Origin of the sequence: Spiroplasma gladiatoris (genome assembly GCF_004379335.1) — a bacterium.
Classification (GTDB): domain Bacteria; phylum Bacillota_I; class Bacilli_A; order Mycoplasmatales; family Mycoplasmataceae; genus Spiroplasma_A; species Spiroplasma_A gladiatoris.
The window spans coordinates 956,573-977,665 of the sequence record NZ_CP038013.1; the positions used below are offsets into that span (position 1 = coordinate 956,573).

At 25.3% G+C, this 21,093-nt stretch carries 21 protein-coding genes; 9 read left to right on the forward strand and 12 right to left on the reverse strand.

All coding sequences use genetic code 4. The annotated features are described in order from the left end of the window. Positions 1–38 precede the first annotated feature (38 nt). The 3 genes from rsmB to SGLAD_RS04255 are packed head-to-tail and all read right to left on the reverse strand — an operon-like array spanning position 39 to position 2,740. A complete protein-coding gene (gene rsmB, locus SGLAD_RS04245) occupies positions 39–1,286 on the reverse strand; it encodes a 16S rRNA (cytosine(967)-C(5))-methyltransferase RsmB (RefSeq protein ID WP_134297930.1) in 1,248 nt (415 codons plus the stop codon). Then, entirely contained in the window at positions 1,286–2,170 is an 885-nt protein-coding gene (gmk, locus tag SGLAD_RS04250; RefSeq protein ID WP_134297933.1) for a guanylate kinase, read from the reverse strand. Before gmk ends, rsmB begins: the two co-directional genes overlap by 1 nt. A 3-nt stretch (positions 2,171–2,173) precedes the next feature. Continuing rightward, entirely contained in the window at positions 2,174–2,740 is a 567-nt protein-coding gene (locus tag SGLAD_RS04255) for an RsmD family RNA methyltransferase (RefSeq protein ID WP_134297936.1), read from the reverse strand. Between the two features lie 79 nt (positions 2,741–2,819). Here SGLAD_RS04255 and def point away from each other — a divergent pair, with 79 nt between their 5' ends. Then, positions 2,820–3,428, forward strand: a complete 609-nt coding sequence (def, locus tag SGLAD_RS04260; RefSeq protein WP_134297938.1) for a peptide deformylase — start codon at positions 2,820–2,822, stop codon at positions 3,426–3,428. Here the strand turns inward: def and SGLAD_RS04265 are convergent. After that, complete coding sequence (locus tag SGLAD_RS04265) at positions 3,423–3,869, reverse strand: hypothetical protein (RefSeq protein ID WP_134297940.1); 447 nt, start codon at positions 3,867–3,869, stop codon at positions 3,423–3,425. The two genes, def and SGLAD_RS04265, sit on opposite strands and share 6 nt — an antisense overlap. A gap of 334 nt (positions 3,870–4,203) precedes the next feature. On the opposite strand from SGLAD_RS04265, the gene SGLAD_RS04270 reads away from it, so the two are divergent. From SGLAD_RS04270 to SGLAD_RS04300, 7 genes are all read left to right on the forward strand, one after another. Next, positions 4,204–4,935 carry a hypothetical protein gene (locus SGLAD_RS04270; RefSeq protein ID WP_134297943.1) on the forward strand — a complete coding sequence of 244 codons (732 nt, stop codon included), beginning with the start codon at positions 4,204–4,206 and terminating at the stop codon, positions 4,933–4,935. Between the two features lie 506 nt (positions 4,936–5,441). Next, the gene (locus SGLAD_RS04275; protein WP_134297945.1) at positions 5,442–6,161 is read left to right on the forward strand and encodes an ABC transporter ATP-binding protein; all 720 of its coding nucleotides are present in this window, start codon (positions 5,442–5,444) and stop codon (positions 6,159–6,161) included. Continuing rightward, on the forward strand, positions 6,136–7,005 hold the full coding sequence (locus SGLAD_RS04280; RefSeq protein ID WP_134297948.1) for an ABC transporter permease: 870 nt from the start codon (positions 6,136–6,138) through the stop codon (positions 7,003–7,005). The genes SGLAD_RS04275 and SGLAD_RS04280 overlap by 26 nt, the downstream gene beginning before the upstream one ends. A 190-nt stretch (positions 7,006–7,195) precedes the next feature. Further along, positions 7,196–8,983, forward strand: coding sequence for a ribonuclease J (locus tag SGLAD_RS04285; protein ID WP_134297950.1), 1,788 nt, complete (start codon positions 7,196–7,198; stop codon positions 8,981–8,983). A gap of 13 nt (positions 8,984–8,996) precedes the next feature. Further along, positions 8,997–10,541 carry an APC family permease gene (locus tag SGLAD_RS04290; protein WP_134297953.1) on the forward strand — a complete coding sequence of 515 codons (1,545 nt, stop codon included), beginning with the start codon at positions 8,997–8,999 and terminating at the stop codon, positions 10,539–10,541. A 58-nt stretch (positions 10,542–10,599) separates the two neighbouring features. Continuing rightward, a complete protein-coding gene (locus tag SGLAD_RS04295) occupies positions 10,600–11,910 on the forward strand; it encodes a hypothetical protein (RefSeq protein ID WP_134297955.1) in 1,311 nt (436 codons plus the stop codon). Positions 11,911–11,984: 74 nt separating this feature from the next. Beyond that, positions 11,985–12,875 (forward strand): hypothetical protein, encoded by an 891-nt coding sequence (locus tag SGLAD_RS04300; protein ID WP_134297958.1) that lies wholly within the window; start codon positions 11,985–11,987, stop codon positions 12,873–12,875. A 35-nt stretch (positions 12,876–12,910) separates the two neighbouring features. Here SGLAD_RS04300 and SGLAD_RS04305 read toward each other — a convergent pair whose 3' ends face one another. Continuing rightward, positions 12,911–13,621: a hypothetical protein gene (locus tag SGLAD_RS04305; protein WP_134297960.1), complete on the reverse strand. Its 711-nt coding sequence runs from the start codon at positions 13,619–13,621 to the stop codon at positions 12,911–12,913. Positions 13,622–13,634: 13 nt separating this feature from the next. Next, positions 13,635–14,441: a hypothetical protein gene (locus SGLAD_RS04310; protein WP_134297963.1), complete on the reverse strand. Its 807-nt coding sequence runs from the start codon at positions 14,439–14,441 to the stop codon at positions 13,635–13,637. A gap of 118 nt (positions 14,442–14,559) precedes the next feature. On the opposite strand from SGLAD_RS04310, the gene SGLAD_RS04315 reads away from it, so the two are divergent. Continuing rightward, entirely contained in the window at positions 14,560–14,970 is a 411-nt protein-coding gene (locus SGLAD_RS04315) for a hypothetical protein (protein ID WP_134297966.1), read from the forward strand. A 40-nt stretch (positions 14,971–15,010) separates the two neighbouring features. Here the strand turns inward: SGLAD_RS04315 and SGLAD_RS04320 are convergent, their stop codons facing one another. The 6 genes from SGLAD_RS04320 to mutM form a co-directional block, all read right to left on the reverse strand. Further along, positions 15,011–16,207, reverse strand: a complete 1,197-nt coding sequence (locus SGLAD_RS04320; protein WP_134297968.1) for a phosphoglycerate kinase — start codon at positions 16,205–16,207, stop codon at positions 15,011–15,013. Between the two features lie 38 nt (positions 16,208–16,245). Next, positions 16,246–16,746, reverse strand: a complete 501-nt coding sequence (locus SGLAD_RS04325) for a type II toxin-antitoxin system antitoxin SocA domain-containing protein (protein ID WP_134297971.1) — start codon at positions 16,744–16,746, stop codon at positions 16,246–16,248. A 61-nt stretch (positions 16,747–16,807) separates the two neighbouring features. Continuing rightward, positions 16,808–17,821: a type I glyceraldehyde-3-phosphate dehydrogenase gene (gap, locus tag SGLAD_RS04330; RefSeq protein WP_134297973.1), complete on the reverse strand. Its 1,014-nt coding sequence runs from the start codon at positions 17,819–17,821 to the stop codon at positions 16,808–16,810. A 119-nt stretch (positions 17,822–17,940) separates the two neighbouring features. Then, on the reverse strand, positions 17,941–18,843 hold the full coding sequence (locus SGLAD_RS04335) for a DnaA ATPase domain-containing protein (protein WP_166739179.1): 903 nt from the start codon (positions 18,841–18,843) through the stop codon (positions 17,941–17,943). Beyond that, entirely contained in the window at positions 18,843–20,108 is a 1,266-nt protein-coding gene (locus tag SGLAD_RS04340) for a DnaD domain protein (RefSeq protein WP_134297976.1), read from the reverse strand. The genes SGLAD_RS04335 and SGLAD_RS04340 overlap by 1 nt, the downstream gene beginning before the upstream one ends. Before the next feature lie 151 nt (positions 20,109–20,259). Next, positions 20,260–21,087, reverse strand: coding sequence for a DNA-formamidopyrimidine glycosylase (mutM, locus tag SGLAD_RS04345; RefSeq protein ID WP_134297979.1), 828 nt, complete (start codon positions 21,085–21,087; stop codon positions 20,260–20,262). Positions 21,088–21,093: the final 6 nt, after the last annotated feature.

Sequence of the window (21,093 nt, forward strand, 5' to 3'; positions counted from 1 at the left end):
AAAAAAATGAAAAGAATAACTTTTCATTTTTTACATATCTATTTTTTTAACTTTGCTATATAAAACCCGTTGTTGTTTCCTTCGAATCCAAAAAATTGTTGTTGATATTCTAAATTTATATCAGGATAACTGCGAAGTAATTTTTCAATTTGATTTTGATTTTCTTTTTTATTAATTGTACAAGTTGAATAAACTAGAATACCTTTTTTATCTAAACTTTCAACCGCTTTTTTTAGTAAGTCGTATTGTAAGTCGTAAAGTTCTTGCATTTCTTGGTCACTATATTTTTTTAATTTTATTTCAGGTTTTCTTTTAAAAACTCCAAATCCCGAACAAGGTGCATCAAGCAAAATTCTATTATAAGTCTTATTAATATTTAAGGCACTCGTGAAGTTTAAATTTACATTACTAATTTGCAGTCTTTTTAAATTTTGATTAATGATTTTTTCTTTACTTTTATTTATTTCATAACCATCTACTAGATTATTTTTATTTATAAATGTTGCTATATAAGTTAATTTACCCCCAGGAGCACAACACATATCAAGGACTTTAGAGTTTTTTTTAACTTCTAATAATTCAACTGCAAGAATACTTGTCTCATCTTGAATAAAAATTAGTCCTTGTTCAAACTCTTTTGTTTTAATTATATTTTTATTTGTTAAATATCCATTATTTACAATATTCGATTTTTGCAAATCTCATTCTTGCATGTATTTTTTTTCAAATTCTTTTTGAGTTATTAATTTTAAATTAACTCGAAATGAAAAATTACATTGTTCATTTGAAATATTGACAATTTTATTAGCAACTTCTGTAGAATAATCTTTTTGAATTTGTTTATACAATCAAAAAGGAAAACCCATTTCTAAAGGTGTGATGTTTTGTTTATTTTTAATATTTACTTCTCATAGTTTTGTATCTTGTAATTTTTTGCTGACAACATTTACTAACCCTGATAAATTGGAGTTAATTTTTTTGGTTAACTCTACTGCTTCATTTGTTACAGAATAAATTGATGTTTTTAAAAATTTAATTTGATATAAATTCATTCATAAAAGAACTTGAATTTTATAGTCTGTTTTTAAAGGATTAATAATTTTATTAACTACATATTCTAAATATATTTTGTATTGAATTGTTCCGTATACTAATTTATAAATAAAAGCTATGTCAGAACTTGACATAGCTTTTGATTTTGAAAGTTCATTTAACATTTTATTTGCATGTTTTTGCTCTTTAATTACTTTATATAAAATGTTAAGCGCTTGTTCTCTTGAATTCATTATTGAAATGCATTTTGTTCAATACTAAAGAAATTTACATCAATCATTAAATGTTCCATTATTGATTCAATAAAGTCGCGATTTTCCAAAATTAATAATTCTTCATTCGCTAAGACATGTGCATAGATTTTATTTGTTAAAAGATCTACTAAATAATTTTTAAAATCAAAACCTTCTGGGATTTTAATTGTATTAATTCTTTCCACATTTTCTCTTCAATTATCTACAAAGAACATATAGTTTTCTTTTACTACGTTATTAACTTCATTTCTTAAAAGATTAAATTTACTTTGATTTTTAGAAATTAATAATGTACCTTCTTTTGTTAAAACGTCTTTTACTTTTGCAACAGCATTATCAACATTATCAATTTCAATAACATATTGATATTTGTGTTTCAAAGGAATTTCTAACAATGCTTTGTCTAATCTTTTTTTAATAATTTCTTCTTTTTCTGTACCTCTTCTTCTTAATCTTTGTTCTAAAGATTTTAAGCTTGGAGGCATCAAGAAAATAGAAACTAAGTTTTCTGGTTTTTCCTTTTTAAGAACTTGGGTTGCACCAATTACTTCAATTTCTAAAATTACATTTTCTCCATGATTAATTTTGTCATAAACAGTTTTTCTTGGTGTTCCGTAATAATTGCCAATAAATTCTGCGTATTCAATTAATTCATCATGTTGAATCGCATCTTTAAAAGTTTCTTTGTCAACAAAAAAATAGTCAACTCCATCAATTTCGCCTGGTCGAGCTGGTCTTGTTGTCATTGAAACCGATTGAACCAAATTAAGACTTTTATCTTTTCTTAATTCCTTGTTAATTGTACCTTTCCCAACACCTGAAGGCCCAGAAAGAATAATAATTTTACCTTTTTTGTTTTCCATAAATTACCAACTTTCTTTTTCAAGTCTTAATACATATAGGTTTTTGGTTTTATATTTTTTAAATTTTAGTAAAGCAAAGTAGTCAAAAGAACTTTCATCTAATTGACTACCTACTTCAATAATTAATATACCATAATTATTCAATATGTTTGAGTGTTTTAGGTAGTTTAAGGTATTGTAATAATATTCTAATTGCTCATAAGGAGGATCTAAATAAATTAAATCAACTTTGATATTGTTAATATTTAAATACTTTAAATAACTCAAATAATCATTATTTGATAGTTGATAAAAATTTTGTTCAATATTTTTTAAATTTGTTTTTATAACTTCTAGTGCTGGTTTATATAAATCGTTAATGTATGCAAAACCAATCCCTCTGCTTAAACCTTCGACACTTAAAGCGCCACTTCCAGCAAATAAATCCAAACTTATTTTGTTTTCAAATATAAAATAATTATTTAAAATATTAAACATATCCTCTTTAAATCTTGAAGTAGTTGGTCTTGTATTTTTCCCTTCAAGACTAATCAATACTCTTCCACGATACTTTCCACTAATAACTTTCATTTTTCTACCTATTTTCTTATATATTTAATATATCAAAAAAACTATTAAATAAGTTATAATCTATAAATGAGGTGGCAAAATGAAACTAGATTTAAAAAAGGATTTGTTACAAGATCAAATTCCAACAAATAAATGACTTTGTAAAGATACACAACCAGAAATCATTAGAGCAATGAGTTATGATGTTGAATTACCTTTAAATAAAGAAACTGAATTAGTAATGAAAAAGTTAATTGATTTTGTTAGATATTCTCAAGATCCAAATTTAAATGTTAAAGGCTCAGAAGACCATTTAAGACCAGCTGTTGGGCTTGCAGCGCCACAAATTGGAAGTAACATTAATATGTTTTTTACTCGTTTTGAGTGAGATGAAGAAAATAATGACATTGAAGAGTTTGCAATGGTAAATCCAAAAATTATTGCAAAGAGTGAACAAATTGGTTATTTAAAAGGAGGCGAAGGTTGTTTGAGTGTTGATAGCGACCATCCAGGTAATGTGCCAAGAAGTTATAAAATAAAAATAAGTGGTTATGATTGACTGACAAATAAAAATTTAGAATTAACTTTAAGGGGTTATCAAGCAATTGTTTTTCAACATGAAATTGAACATAATCAAGGAAAACTTTATTATGATCGAATCAACAAAGAAGAACCACAAAAAATTGAAGAAAATTGAATAGAGTTATAAACTCTTTTTTTTATGTTTATTAATATATTGTTTATACTTATAGATTAAAATAGCCTTATCTTTAATAATAAAAGTAATTAAAAATGAGCCAAAAAGCGGTATTAGCATAATTTTTTTTGATAAATTTTCTAGTTGTAAATCTGCTATTTTATCAAGTGTATCTAGACACATATAATTGATTAAATAATTATTTATAAATAAGTTTAGAGAGAAAATAAATATTGGCACACATAGAGTCAAAAATAAGACTCCAAGATGATTTTTTTTATAAGGAATTGAATTACTAAAATAAAAATATAAAAAGTAGATAACCACTAAAATAGTGGAGATTTTTAAAACGAAGTTGAATAATGATAAAACTATTAATACACTTGGTTTTGCATTATATAATTTTGTTGAAAAATTATTTTTATCATGTTTTTTGTATTTGCTTTTGTACATATCCTTTTTACCTTCTTTGTAATTATTATATATCTATATGTTTTATCAATAAAAAAATAATTTTATCTTAAAATTTATGCAGTTATTTAAAGGTATATAATTATTTTACAAGGATGTGATAATAAATAATGAAAAAGCTATTAAATATATCGGGATCTTTGAGCATAGCATCAGTAGTTTCAATAACTGCAATTAGCTGTGATTAATCAAAAAAGGAAAATGAAGATAGCAGAATTGATTAAATTCAACAAAACTTGATGAGTTTGGTTTTTTTTCAACAAGTAATGAAATTGAGTATATTAAAAAAAATATTATAAAAGCATATAAAGATAAAATGGATTTAATTTTAGTAGAAAATACTGATGTTGAATTTTTTGACTATGAAGCACCATCTTTAAAAAATGATGGTTCTATATCTATTAAATCCTTAGTTTCAAGCAAAAAGGTGAAAGGTGAAAGATTGTTTTTTTTATCTAAATCTTATATAGGTAAAATTAATTTAGATGAAATGCCTAATAAAATACTATTTCATCATGAAAACACTTATGAATCAGCTGAACAAAAAGCTACTTTGGAAATTAGAGAATATTTAAACAATATGAATTATAGTTTAAATGAGCTGTTTAAGTTTAGTGATTATGAAATGGCTCAAAAAATCAAGGTAGGACATATTAAAGCAGAATCGGTTGGCTATGGTAATACATTTGGTAAAGTAGATTTAGAAATTGTTTTTAATCACATAAAAGATGAATGAATAGATTTATATGCTTTTGATAAAAAATTAATTGATGTAAATAATAACGATGAAAAACCAGTTGTTGAAGCCGCTTTAAAAACCATTAAAGGTGAAAAAAGCGATTTAGTTTTACAAGAAAATATCGATTATACTTACAAATTTTATCAAGCAACAAAAGACAAATCAGGTACAGTTATAATAACTTCCCTGTCAAATTCTAAAAAAATTAAATCAAAAGCTGTATTTTCTAACACATTTTATGATAAAAGAATAAATTTAAGTTCATTAGAAAATAGAGATATTAAACCAGAACAAAACAATCTAGAATAAGTTGTAATTCATATAAATGCACTTATAAAAACATTAGATAATCGCGTAGTAGAAAATATAGATTATCAAATACATAAAGAAAGTTATCGTTCACCAACTAGCAATGGTATAAAAACACAAAAAAGAGTTAAAGCTTTAAAAAAATAGTTTATATTTAACAGGCAATGTAAATTTAAATATTTGCTATAGTGGTACACTTGCTTCATTTGAAGTTGATCAAAATAATAAATTAAACAACTACCTACTGATGTAAAAGTAAATTTCAACAACAGTTTGTTATAGAAATCAAAAATGGAGATAACATTACAAACTTAGGTTAGTTTTTTAAAGATTCATCAAGCCATTTTTAGAACAGCCAATTGAAATCTCACAAAGTGAAGGTAATAGAAATAAATTTATTCTTAAATACAAAGGTTTAAAACTAGGAGTATCTAATTTTGAATTGATTTATGGCAATATACGCTGCAAAACAAAAATAAACGTAGTTGAATAAAGAAAGGAAATGTATGAAAATAATAGAAATAAATAATTTAACTAAAAAGTTCAAACAAAAAGTTATTTTAGAAGATATTTCTTTACAAATCGAACAAGGAGAAGCTGTTGCGATATTAGGAAGAAATGGTGCTGGTAAAACAACACTAATTGAAATGATTGCTCAATCATCAAAACCTTCTAAAGGAAGTATAAAAATAAATATTGAAGGTAATTTAAAACAAGAAATAGGAATACAATTTCAAGAAGGTAATTGACCAAGTGGTTTGTGCGCAAAAGATGTAATCGAATTTTACGTATCTGTTTTTCCAAATTTCTCTATTGAAAAGTTTAATGAATTAAATAAAATTTTTGAAGTTAAAGACTTTTATAAAACACCTTTAAATCGATTGAGTGGTGGTCAAAAACAAAGATTTAATGCATTACTTTCAATTATTAACGATCCTAAAATTATAATTCTTGATGAGCTAACAACAGGATTAGATATGGAATTACAATTTAAAATACTTAATTTCTTTAAAGAAGTAGTTAAAAATAATAAAACTTTACTAATAGTTTCTCATCATCCTGAAGAAATTGAAGCTTTATGTAAAAGAGTAATTGTTATTGATAACAAAAAAGTTTTATTAGATAGTAGTGTTGAAGATATAAAAAATAAATATAAAACAGTTAGAGAACTAATGGAGTTATTTTACAAAGGAGGTCTAGATGAAAACAACCAAAACAAAAAATAGTTTTAATTTAAAAAATAAGTCAAAAATTGCTTTTCAGCTTTTTAGATTAATTTCTAAATCATTTTATAAAAACTTTAGAGGCCCAATTTTTACATATGTTGTTCCTGTGTTTTTTACTATAATTTTTTATTATTTATTTTCTAGTGATTTAGTTGTTAATAAAGGGAGTGCAATTTTAGGTTATGTAGTATTGCCATGTTTAACAACAATCATAAATTTATCTGGATCAATTGTGGAATGAAAAAACTCAATATTTTTAAAACGAATGGAAACTACAGGAATAAGTAGAAAAACTTTTATTCTTACAATTTGATTATTTTATTTTTTAGTTGGGTTTTCTGGGGTTTGTCTAGAACTAATAATTGGATTAATAATTGGTGGTAATGATGTGATTGAACTATATAAAAATATGAATTGAGGTTTTTTCATATTAGCAGTAAGTTTAATTTGTTTAATGTCAATTGGTTTAGCAACATTATTAGGTGGTAATTTAAATGATGAAGGTGCTAATCAAGGAATAGCTTTAATGATTTATTTTTTATGTATATTCTTTTCAGGAGTAATGTTAGACCCAAGACTTTATGAATCAACTACTGCATTAAGAATATTTACATACTTTATCCCTTTAAAATACCCAGTATTTTTACTACTATTTAGTCAGTATAGTGATGGTGATTGAAAAAATGCTGGATTTAATAATGGTATATGAGATAATAGGCAAAACCCTGAACCACTTTATCAAAATTTTACAAGTACATGACAACCAATAGTTGGTGCAATATTAATAATTGGTTTATTATTTTTAATAAGCACTCTAACTTTTAAATGACATCGAAAAAACTAGTTTAATTATTTTGAGTTGTTAGTTTATTGCTAACAGCTTTTTTTTATTAAAATAAACTATATATTTAACATTATTTTTTGTTAAAATAAAAATAATGAAAATTCTTTTTAGTATATCAATTAATTAAGTTTAATAAGTAATTAATATAAATTTTAATAATGAGTTTTCGTATATAGGAGAATGAAAGAAAATGGACACCAAAAATAATAAGAGCATAACTATTGTTGCTGATTTAGAAGCAAAAATAGAAATAAAAAAGGTTAAAAGTAATCAAAATCCAATTAAAAAGAAGTTTGATCAAGCACCCCACCCTACTAAAGTATTTGCTTTGGGTGGTTTAGAAGAAGTTGGAAAAAATACATATTGTGTAGAATATGATGATGAAATCATTATGCTTGATGCTGGAGTTAAATTTCCTGACGCAACCCAATTGGGAGTGAGTGCAGTTATTCCAGATTATAGTTATTTAGCAGAAAATAATAAAAAAATTAAAGGTTTGTTTATTACCCATGGACATGAAGATCACATTGGAGGAATTCCTTACTTGTTACAACAAGTTGATATTCCAGTTATTTATGCGCCAGAATTAGCAGCAGCTTTAATTAGAGATAGAATAAAAGAATATAAATTGACTAACAAAACAGTTGTAAAAGAATATGTAGAAGATGATGTTTATCAAACAAAGCACATGACTATTCAATTTGCAGCAGTAAACCACTCAATTCCAGATGCATTTGGGATTCACGTTACTACTCCAAACGGAGCAATTTTTTCAACAGGAGATTACAAATTCGATTGAACTCCTTTGGGGCATTCTGCAAACATTCAAAGATTGTCTAAATGAGGAAACGAAGGAATTGAATTGCTAATGTCTGATTCTACTAATGCAGAAATTGAAGGTTATACATTAGGTGAACGAAAAGTTATTCAAAACATTGATACACATTTTTTAAAAGCAAAAGGAAGAATTATTATTGCTTCATTTGCTTCAAACGTTCATAGAATTCAACATATTATTGAACTTGCAAATAAATACGGAAGAAGAATTGTTGTATTTGGAAGAAGTTTAGAAAGAATTATTAAAATTATTCGTCAAATGGGACATTTAAACATTAATGATAAAATGTTTATTAAACAAAACGAAATTGATAATTATCCAAAAAATCAAATTATGATTTTGTGTACAGGAAGTCAAGGAGAGCCAATGGCTGCTTTATCTAGAATTGCTAGACAAGAACATCCAGCAGTTAAATTGATTCCAGGAGATACAATTATTATGTCTTCTTCACCAATTCCAGGTAACAGAGCGGATGTTGAAAATGTTGTAAATAAACTTACAAAAATTGGAGCAACTGTAATCGAAAATAATGGTGAACAAAAAATTCATACTTCAGGACACGCTAGTCAAGAAGAACAAAAATTACTATTTACTTTATTAAAACCAAAATACTTTATGCCAATGCACGGAGAGTTTCGGATGTTAAAAGTTCACGGTGAAACAGCTGTAAAAGTAAATGTAAAACCTCAAAATGTTTTTGTGATTGCAAATGGTGATCAAATTTTAATGCAAAATGGGGTTGCTGAATTAGGCAAAAGAATTCCAGCAGAAGCGATCTTTATTGATGGAAAAGATATGACTGGAAAAGCAAGTAATATTATTAGAGAAAGAAATATATTAAGTCGTGATGGGTTAATGGCAGTAATTATCTCTATTGACTCACAAGCAAACAAATTATTAGCACCTCCAAGAATTGTTTCTAGAGGAAGCTTTTATGTAAGAGATAGTGGAAATGTGATTGCAGAATCAATTAATATTGTCACTAACGCGGTTTTAGGAGTTTTAAACTCTCCAAAACCTACTTTTGGTGCGATTAAATCAGCTGTAAAAGAAACTCTATCGCCTTTCATATTTAGATATAAAAGAAGAAATCCATTAATTATTCCAGTAATTTTAAATAAAAAAATGGATATTAAATAGAAAGAAAATAATAATGAAAACAAAGAAGGAACAATTAAGTTTATTTAACTTAATATGAATAGGTTTTAGCTTTATTGCAGGAATAACCTATACAGCAAGTTTTTCAACAATATTAGCAAGCGAAACGGGTGTTGGAAATCACATCTATTGAATATTTTTAATAGAAGGATTTGTAGCATATATGTGTGCTTGGACATTTGCGAGACTTGTCCAAATCCACCCAGAAGCAAATGGTGGTGGAGCCCAATATGTAAGAACTGCATTTGGTAAGTTTTGAGGGCTTTTAATGGGGATGATAAATTATGCAGTAATCCCAGCAATAGCAGTTAATTTATTAGTAACAATGGTTAGAGCAAATTTTGATAATTTAGCAGGTTTTGACTCACAAACAAACACATGAGGACTATGAGGTAGCTTTGGAAGTTTATATTTAGACTTGATAGCTTTTGGTTTATGCGGTTTAGCAACATCAATCTTATTTTTAGGTATGAGAAGATATCGTATTGCTTCAACTTGTATTGCATATATAACTTGAATAATAACTTTATTATTAGTAATATTTGGAATTGTTGGGGGAGCATTAAATTTAAATGCTGGTAACAACGGTTTAAAAACTTATGCATCTAAAATTAATGTAAGTAACTTTTCAAGTACATTTACAAGTATTTTCTTTGCGTTTTGCGGTTTAGAAATAGCAATAACTTCGGGTAAAAATATTAAAAATCGTCAAAGAAACGTACCAATTTCAATAATGGTAATAATGTTTGCATCAACTTTATTTTATATGTTATTTACTTTAATTGTAATGTTAGCTGTTTCTCCTGAACCATTCGGAGGAAACCCTAATTTACAAATATTTAAAAGTTTAAATAATGATTTTATTAATACAGCTGGTCGAATAATAGTAATAATATGTACCCTACTAATGCGTTTTAATTCATCACTTCAAGTATCACTATTTGGAGGATCAACTTTAGAACCACTTGCAAAGCAAAAATTTATATCAAAAATATTTGCTAAAGAAAACAAAGAAAGTATCCCAGTTGCAGGAGTTCTTGCGAATTGTGTTGTATTTATAATTGCATGTATAATGTTTATTTTTATACCAGATATTGTTCAAGGAATAACTCAAAAACAAACTCCATTTGATTATGCAACTTTAGCAAGTGTAGCTTCCATATTACTAATATCAATTTATATGATGATAATACCTGTTGCAATATATCAAGGAATCAAAAAAAATATGAAGGTCAGAATATGAGAGTATATTGGATGAAGTATTACAATCGCTTTTCTAATATTTGTATTAGGCACATACTTCTATAATTTAATATTAGATTATACAAAATTATATGATAGTGGATCATTAGATATACAAAAATTATTTAAATGCACTTTCCAATTAATATATTTTGTTTCAGTAGTTCTAATTTCTGTAATTCTATATCACGTTTATCATAAAAAACAAATTAAAAAAGTTCAAAACAACCCTGAATTATTAGCAGAATTAAAAGAAAACGAAAAAGTATATACAATAATTAAAAATGAAACCAAATAAATTTTGGTTTTTTTTATAGTTTAGTTATAATATAGATAATTGAAAGTTGGTGTTTTTGATGAAAAAGTTAATATCTTCTTTAGGAGTAATTGCATTAAGTAGTGCCACAATTATTCCTGTTGTTTATAATTATGCAAATAACTCTAACACTAATCAAAACGAATCTGATGATAATGTATTAGAAAATAACAATAAAATAAAAGGTGTGTTTATGGCTAATGAATTTAGTTATGAAGTGTCGCTTTTAAACAATAATAGTAATTTAACAATTAATGATATTAAAGAACAATTAGAAGAAAAAAAATCAATTGATATAGAATTAAGTACAGAAAGTTTACAAAAATGCATTGATAATATTTATAGTTATATTGAAAAAGAAAATATTGGTGAAGCGGGAGAAAAGTTTTCAAAAGCAATAGTTTCACAAATTACATCACCACAAAATTTAGATGTATATAACATTAATAACGCTTCAAAAGTTACAGGAGAAAAAGAAGGAACTTTACCTGAAAACTATGTTTATCGAAATGCAAATAAATACTTAAATCCAGATGCATTTTCTAAAGTAATAAGTGGTAAATACAAAAAAATAAATAGTTCAGAAAAGGTTGTTGAAGTCTTGTCTCAAACTTTAAATATTGAACATGACACTTATGAAGACAATAAAGATGAGTATAACTTTTCGATTTATGCAAAGTTTAAGGTATATGATGAACTTGATGGACAAAAGTTTAATTACTATTATTTAAAAATGTCTTCTTTCCCTACTTATTATTCATTCAAAAATATTAAAGATTTTTTAGGGACATTTAAAAATACATTTTATTGTATCTTTAATATGATTCTAGATATTGAAGGTACAGATAAAAACCCAGGTTCTGGTATTTATGGCCTTGGTTATTATGAATCGAGTATGCTTGGTAGCGGTTGAGTTGTTAATGATATTGCAGACGCTACAAACGGTTATGATTCAGATGGTAGTTATAATGTTGATAAATTAGCTGCAAACTCGGTTGGAGTTAGATTAAGACAACGACTAATCGTATATATTTTTACTAAAAGAGGTTATGGCGATATTGAAAAACTAAATTTAACTTATAAAGATATTGATGAAATTACATTTTATGAAGCAAATTTAATTGATTCATCTAGTGGATACGCGGTTGGAAATAAGTTCGATGGCGAACAAAGATTAATATACAAAAATATACCTTATTATTATATGAAAGTTAAAATGAAAGATAGAGCACTCAATGAATATAATGTTTTAACAAAAAATGCTCAGAAATGAAGAACTGATGATAACAAAATTGTTGAAGATTATGATCCAAACGATGAAACTCCATATGATTATTATAAAGATAAATAAAACTCTAAATTTTAACTTAGAGTTTTTTTTGTTAATAATAAGTGTATTATTAAGAATATGGAGGGAGGGATAAAATGTTTAACAGTATAAGATCAATAAAAACATTTACAATTATTGGTGCTGTTTTTGGAATTATTGTTACATTGGTTGGGATGTTTTTCCTACTATTTGATGTTCTTAAAGACCTAGATTTAGCAATTATTTTTGCTTCGTTAGTTGTGTTTTTTGGTTCATTAACAATTGGTTTTAGTATTTATATAATTGTTTTTGCTTCAAGAACTGACGATGAAACTTTTGCTAATAATCGATTTATTTTAATGTTATTTTCATTAAGTGTTGGAGGGTTACTAACTCCTTATCTTTTAATGAAATTACCAAATACAAATGTAACAACAACAATTCAACCAAGAGTTGCTATTTCAAAAGGTTATGGCACTTCATTTTTTGCAAGTGGACTAGCAACCTTAGCTACTTTTTTTGCACTTACTTTAACTAGCGAGACTGGTTTGGAAGCTGCATTAACAGGAACTAATAAATATGCATACATTGCAATAGTTGCTGTATCTGGTGTTGCTTTTCTATGAGGTTTAATTAATGTAATTACTTTTTTTGGAAAACAAGTAGATGAAAATTTTGAAAAAGAAGGAAACACTCATAATTGAATGATGGTAATTTCGACAATAAATTTAATTATTGGTACTATCACATTAATTTGAATCATAATAAACTCAGTTTTATCAATAATTGCTGCAATTATGGACTTATTTGACAGAAGAAGAGGTTTTTTAATGGCAATCCTAAATGGAGCCTTAATTGCTTTAAGAATTGCTATGTATTGTTTCATAATATATACTGCTTCTCAATGTATTAAAGGTATATGAAGCAAAAAAGGATATACTTATGGAAATTATCAAAATTTAACTTCAAGACAACAAGAATTTAATAATTCTAGAGAAAGAGGTTAATAAAAAAACGCCAATAAATGGCGTTTTTTTATTACTTATATTAATGTGTTTGTTGTTAAAGGAATTAAACTTTCTAGAATAAATATAAATTTAATCTTTTTATAGTCTTCTTTTTCAATAGTTGGTTTAATGAAATTATCAATATATTTATTAAATTTAATAAATATATTTACTCATCAAAATCAAGCTACAAACATTAATATAAAACCAATTACTATCATTAAAACATAAACCTCACCAATAAAATAAGATTGATAACCTGGAGAAATAAAATTTGCTACAATGTTTGTTAAAACAATAATTGCAATCCCAAAACTAAAAAGAAAGTTACAATAAATAGATTTACTATATATACTTGTTTTTGTATCTTTTTCATTTGCTAAATTAGCAACATCACTTGTAATTTTTTTAAGTGATTTAGTTGAATCAGAATCATCATATTTTTGTGCTAAGTGTAACTCATTATTTTTAAAATCATAATTAAAATTTGAGTTATATCTTTTTTTTGCTCCAAATATAACTTTTGATTTTTCATATCCCAATGAAATCATTGCTTTTTCAAATACATTTAAACTTTTTGTTTTTTTAGTTTTAGATGCTAAACTGATTGTTTTTAAAATAAAAATTAATAAGCAAAGTCCAATTGCTATTAAAGCAAAGCAAAGTCCAATTATTACAATAATTTTACATCACATTGGTATGAAACCTAATTGATCATTTCAAATTCCTGGTATTGACATTTTCATCCCTTTTCTTTCCTTAGTAAATAAATTTTATTAAACTACTCATATTTATATTATCACTTATATCATAAATACTTTTTGTTATTAGTATATTTTCTTCTAATAAAAATGCTCTAAAAAGAAATTCTTTAACAAAATCTGTTGATAATTTTGTTTTATAATTTAAAACTATTGTATTTTTTCGATCTTTATAACTTATTAAAATATTATTTTTATTTAAATAAAAAATGTTTTTAAAATTATTTGAACTATCTAACTTTTCTAAAAAATTTAACTCGAAGTCTGTTAGTCAAACGTTCATGTTTATATCTAAAACCACAAAGTTTTTTTCAAATGCTATTAAACTTATAATTTCTTTTTTAAAAGTTTTAACGATATTTAAATTTTCATCTAAAAAAAATACTTCCTCATTTTTTTTAGCAATCAAAAAATCATAGTTATAATTTAAAATTTGAAACTCTTTTGGTTCATTCAAATTAATGTTTTTTGTATATACTTTTTTATCAATTATAAAACTAATATATTCATTATTTTTAAACAAAAAATAATTTTGAATGTAATATTCTTCTTTTTTTATAAATTCAATTTCACTACTTGATAAAAGGACTGCATTATTGTTATTTTCAATTAATGGATTAGCTAAAAAATATCTCCCTAAATCATTTTTATTTTTTAAGTTTTCTAGAACAATCTTTTTTGAAATCTTGTACAAGCTAGAATATTTTGTATTAAAAATTGCATCTGTAAAATAAATATATTCTTTATCATTAAATACATTAGTGATTCACCCAGAATTATCTATACTTCTTATTTGTCTTTTCATTTTATCTCCATTTATAAGTATAAACAAAAAGCAATAGTGTTTTAAAAAAACTTCATAAATATTTAAATATAAAAACTTTTTTAGTTAAAATAAAAATATAAAGAAATGAGGATACAAAATGGATAAAAAGCTTGAAACAAATATTTTAAATAACATTAATAAAGAAAAATTAAATGTAATAATTGAAAAGTATGAAAAAATTAAAAGTTATGAATATTTAAAAGATCAATGCTATGTCGTTTTTAAAAACGGAAAAATTGACTCTTCTTTAAGAAGAGAATTATTTGATGATTGTAAAATCATTAATAACTATTTTAAAGATAATTTAAACGATGATATTTTAATAAATGATAACTTTATAAATCTTTGTCATGGAAGGATTAAAGATATTCCTAGTGTCGAAGATTTTACAATAGATGAAATAAAATTAAATAATCTAATACAAATGATTAATGAATCAATTAATGACAAATATCATAAAAATAGCAGGGAGTTTTTACAAAATCAAAATATGGAAATTGATGGTTAAAATAAAAATGTTTCACTTAGTGAAACATTTTTATTTTTTATTAAGCATTTTGGATAGCTTCTACTCCAGGTAAAACTTTTCCTTCCATATATTCAAGAGAAGCTCCCCCTCCTGTAGAAATATGAGTGAATTTTTCTGCAAAACCATTTTGAATAGCAGCAGCAGCAGAGTCTCCTCCACCAATTAAAGTAAATGCGTTATCTAAATTAGCAATCGCTTCACAAACTGCAACTGTTCCTTTTTTATAATGTTCGAATTCAAATACTCCCATAGGTCCATTTCAAGCAACTGTTTTTGCACCTTTTAATGTATCTTCAAATAATTTAATAGAATCAGGTCCAATGTCCAATCCCATAACATCATCTGGTAAATCAACACCTGAAAATGTTGGAGTTACATCTTTAAATTCTGTTGCATTAGCTGAATCGATTGGTAAAATAATCTTTCCATTTGATTTTTCCATATATTGTTTTGCTAATTCAACTTTATCTTCTTCACATAAAGATTTACCAATATTGTGCCCTAAAGCTTTAAAGAATGTATAAGCCATTCCTCCACCAATTATAATTTTGTCAGCTTTTTCTAATAAATTATCGATTACTCCAATTTTGTCTGAAACTTTTGCTCCACCAATTATAGCTACGAATGGGTGTTCTGGTGCATCTACACCTTTTGCCAACATTTCTAATTCTTTTTGAACTAAAAATCCAACACAACTTTCAGCGATATTTGAAGCTATTCCAACATTTGATGCATGTGCACGGTGAGCTGTACCAAATGCATCGTTTACAAATACATCTCCTAAACTCGCTCAGTATTTACCTAACTCTGCATTATTTTTTGATTCAAATTTTACTACTTCTCCGTCTTTTACGTCTTCAAATCTAGTATTTTCAAATAATAAAATTTCTCCACTATTTAAGTTTTTAATAGCACTTTCTAGTTTTTCACCTCTAGTTTGTCCTATAAATGTAACTTTTTGACCAGCAATTTCTTCTAATCTTTTAGCAACTGGTGCTAAAGATTTTTTAGCTTTATCTTCTTCTGCTTTAATTCTACTTAAGTGTGAAAATAAAACAACTTTTGATCCTTGTTCTACTAAATGTTTAATAGTTGGCATTGCTGCTTTAATACGGTTATCATCTCCAATAACTCCATCTTTTATTGGTACGTTAAAATCTACTCTAACTAAAACTGTTTTATCAGCAACTTTAACATCTTTTAATGTTTTTTTCATATTTCAATAATCTCCTTACTTATTTATTATTATAATATTTATTTTTGATTATTTACAATAAAGTCAATATAGCAAAAAAAGTTATTTGGATTTTCATTGTGAAATTTAAAAATATCATTGTCTTTGATTTTAATATTTTTATTTGGTCTATATAACTTTTTTCAAGGTGTTTGTTCATGACAAATTTGTACAATATCTCATGAATTTAAATTTAGCATAAAACTAACAATTAATGATGCTACATTATATTCGCTATAATCGTAGTTAATCTTGTCTAGATTTACATCAAAAAGTAGCGGGATATTTTGGTCTTTATATTTTGTTTGTTCTTTCCATAATTCATAAATTACAGGTCCTCATCTTCAAGTTTCAAAATCTATATTTGCTATAGGTTTTTTAAAAATTAAAAAGTAGGCATAAACAATATAAATTATTTTTTGAATTTGTATTTGAGTTATTTTGAACTTTTGATTTATATTTTGTTTTGCTAATAAATTAATGACAAAATTAATATAGTCTTTTTTAGAATAAAAAAACATATTATCACTCCCCATTAATATAATCGTAGTGAAAATATGTTTTATGCACAATTGTTTAATACTATAAACTTAGCATGTATTTAATTGTACGTACAAATTGTGATGTAAATGAATTTTCATTATCATATCATGAGAATACTTTAACTAATTGTTTTCCATCAACTTCCATAACTCTTGTTAGAGTTGCGTCAAAGATTGATCCATATTTTGAACCAATAACATCTCCTGAAACGATTTCGTCTGTACAATATTCTAAAGCTAATGCTAAATCTTTGTCAGATTTAACTGCTTCTTCGATTGCTTGGTTAATTTCTTGAACTGTTGCTTTTTTTTCTAATTCACAAGTTAAGTCTACGATTGATCCAGTGATAACTGGCACACGTAGTGCTAACCCATCTAATTTACCATTAAGTTCAGGTAATACTTTACCAACTGCTGCTGCTGCTCCAGTTTTACTTGGAATGATATTTCAAGCTGCTGCACGTCCTCTACGTAAGTCACTGTGTGGTAAATCTAATAATCTTTGGTCGTTTGTTACGGCATGAATTGTGTTCATTAATCCTTTAACAATACCAAATTTTTCGTTGATAACTTTTGCTATAGGTGATAAACAGTTTGTTGTACATGAAGCTGCTGAAACAATTTGATCACTTGAATCAATAGTTTTGTGGTTAACTCCAAATACTACAGTTTTTAAATCTCCTGTTGCTGGTGCTGAAATAATAACTTTTTTTGCACCTGCATCAATATGTGCTTGTGATTTTTCTTTTGAAACATAAAATCCTGTACATTCAACTACTAAGTCAACTCCCATTTCTCCTCATGGTAATTTACTTGCATCTCTTTCTGCTAAGATTTTTACTTCTTTTCCGTCAACAATAATTGCTCCGTCTTTATGAGAAACTTTTCCCTTCATAAATCCTCTATGAGCTGAGTCATATTCTAATAAGTATGCTAATGTTTTTGAATCTGTTAAATCATTGATTGCAACGATTTCAATATCTTTTTCTAAAAACAATTGTCTAAATGCTAGACGTCCGATTCTTCCGAATCCGTTAATTGCGATTTTTTTCATATTTAACTGTTTTCCTTTCACATTTTTATTATATTCCTATTGCTAAAAAACCACGATTATAAAATAACTTTTTTTTCCATAATTTTATTTTAAAATCTTACTGAATGGAAATAATTCCATTAACTTCTTTGATTTTTTCCAACAACTAAAATATCATCGCATAATCCTTTAATTCTTTCAACTATTCTTTTAGCTCTTGTACTCTTAATTTTTTGGGTTAAATTATTGCTACTATTTTTAGTACTAGTATAATATTTTTTTAAATCATCTAAAGATAAGTTTGATGTAAAAAAAGTTAATTTATTATTTTCTAATCTTGTATTTAACAAACCAAATAATAGTTCATCCCTACTTCACTCAGTAACAGGTTCAGAACCAATATCGTCTAATATTAAAACATCTACGTTAGTACATAAGTCTAAAAATTTATTGTAATCATTATTTATATAATTATTAAATGTTTCTTTCACAACTTTAATTAACCTGTTCATTGTAACAACAACAACTTTTTGATCATTATTAGCAAAACTGTTTGCGATTAGTTTCATCATATAAGTTTTACCAACTCCAGGTTCGCCATATAAATATATACCTTTAACGTTTGACTTATCGCTTACAAATATCTTTTGAACTGCAGTTATAAAAATATTTATTGATGGGTTATATTCTTCTGGATTTAGACTTACATAATCACTTATTTTTTTTGTAATCTTAAATTTATCATATTCAGTAAATAGTATATTTTCTTTTATTTTATAATCTGTATTTTCATACTTTCAATGAACACAATTTTCGCTAACCGTGTACAATTGTTTATTTTTGTATTCTAATTTTAATTGTATACCTTTAATTAATTGTTTGCACTCTTCTAAAGGACCTGGTTTATTGCATTTTATAAATTGTTCTATAAATCTTTTAATAACAAGATAACTATCTTCTAAAGTTTTATCATCCAATTTATATTTTTTAATAAAACTTTTAAGTTTTGGGTTGTTTTTTAGTTCTTCTACACGACTTGTCATTAATAATTTCCTCATAAATTAGGGTCAGGTTTTATATTTTCGTCAAACTCCATAGTATAACCGCTATCTTCGTTATATTCTTCATCCCTATTATCTAATACGTTATTTTCTTTAATATATTTTCCTAAATCTTTTTTGCTTACTTTACTTTTTTTATTTGCTAGTTTTAAATAATCCATAGCTTCTTTGGCATTTGAAATATCTCTTTCATTAAAAGTTTTGGCTATTTTTAGTATATAATTTTTTACAATTTTTGATTCATTTTTTAAATAAGAATATTCTAAAAGACAATTTATAACACCATCTCTTAACTTATACTCTCTTCTTAATGATCTAATTAGTTCTAAAAATACTAAATCTAAACAGTCAACGTTCATTAATAGCTCTAAAAAGTGAATTGGATCAATAGTTTCCATTTCTTTAATTTTAGCATTAGTTTTAGTTTTTTTATTTAATTCTGGATCAAAATCTAATGATGCTGTATCTTCATGAACTAAATATTTTGAAGATATAATTATATAAAATTTTTCAATATCTAAATCTACTTCTTGTTCGTCATAAGCCTTTATTAAAGCATCAATAATAGTCTCTTCTGTTAAATTATATGATAAATAAACTTCTTCAATTACATTTTTTAATTTTTCATTTTCCTTAGAAACACAAATGTTTTTATTTTGAAGATTTTTAAATATACTTTCAAAATCTAATCCTTCCAATAATACATTAGTTTTTTTAGGTCGAGTTTGTATTTTTGAATAAACTTCTTCTTTTAAGTTTTTATTAAATTCTTCAAAAACTTCTAAAAACTTTGATGAAGTATTTTTATAATCACTTTCGTTTGCACAATTATCTTCTTTAAACATTAATTGTGCAATTTCATAATTTTTTTTTCCAATTTTTTCTAAAAGAGCAGAGTTAAACAAACTATACTCAAAAAACTGTTTTGGTTCTAATGGGGGGTAAATATTAAAAATTTTAGCTTCATTAATTTTACTTTGTAATGTAACCACTAACCCCATTGCTTCTAATTTTTTAATAGCTCAACTTAATTGATCTGAACTTAGCATTGATAACTTTATTAATCTATCTTCATTATAAAATTCTTGCTTTTGAAGTTGTTTTATAACTTCTGCTTCATTAATTAGTAATTTATAAATAGCTAAGCTTTTTAAACCAATAATTGGTTGATATAAATAAGTTAGGACTTTATCATCTAAAATGTCTATCCTATTTTTTAAAAAAACTTTATATTCAAATTTTCTCATAACAGTCCTATCCTCCACTATTGATATTATTTAAATTAAAGAAAAATTAAATAGATTTGATAACTTTTAATAACTATGAATAATAATGTGAATAACTCGAAAGAAAAACTAGTATGAATACTAGCTTTTTAAGAGTTATCCACTTATAAAATTAATATTGACAAGTTTTACAATAATAAGTTCCTCTTCCATTCACTTTTAATTTTATAATTTCATTGCCACATTCATAACATTTTTTACCTTTTCTGGTATGGACTTTTAGCTCGTTTTGAAATTTTCCATCAATTCCTTGTTCTGGTTGATAACTATCAATTGTGGTTCCCCCAAGTTCAATTGATTTTTTTAAAATCTTTTTAGAAGATTCTATGATTCTTTGATAGTCCTTTGGTTTTAAAAAATTACCTGTAATTAAAGGACTTATTTTTGCATCAAATAAAATTTCATCTGCGTATATGTTACCAATTCCAGCAATAATTGTTTGATCTAAAAGCATTGTTTTTATATGTCTTGTACTTTTTGACATTTTTTCATATAAATAGTTGCTATTTGCTTCTAATACGAAAGGTTCAGGTCCTAATTTTTTAATAGGATTATTGCTTTTATAATCATTTAAATCTTGCAAATCAAAAGTACCAAATTTTCTAGTATCATGATAATTTAAAATTTTATTATTTGATAAATGAAACGTTGCTAAAACATGTTTTTTATCATAAACTTCGTTTTTATCATATAAAAATCATTTACCTTCCATTCTTAAATGGCTAATCAACACTTTATCTTCTAAAACAAAAATTATATACTTTGCAATTCTTTGAATATCGCTAATTTTTCTATTTTCAATTTGTTTTTGAAAATCTAATACGCTAATATTTGTTTTAATAATTTTAGGATAAAATATCTCAACTTTATTAATTATTAAGTTTAAAACTCGTTTTTTTAAAGATTTTACAACAGTTTCTACTTCAGGCAGTTCTGGCATATAATC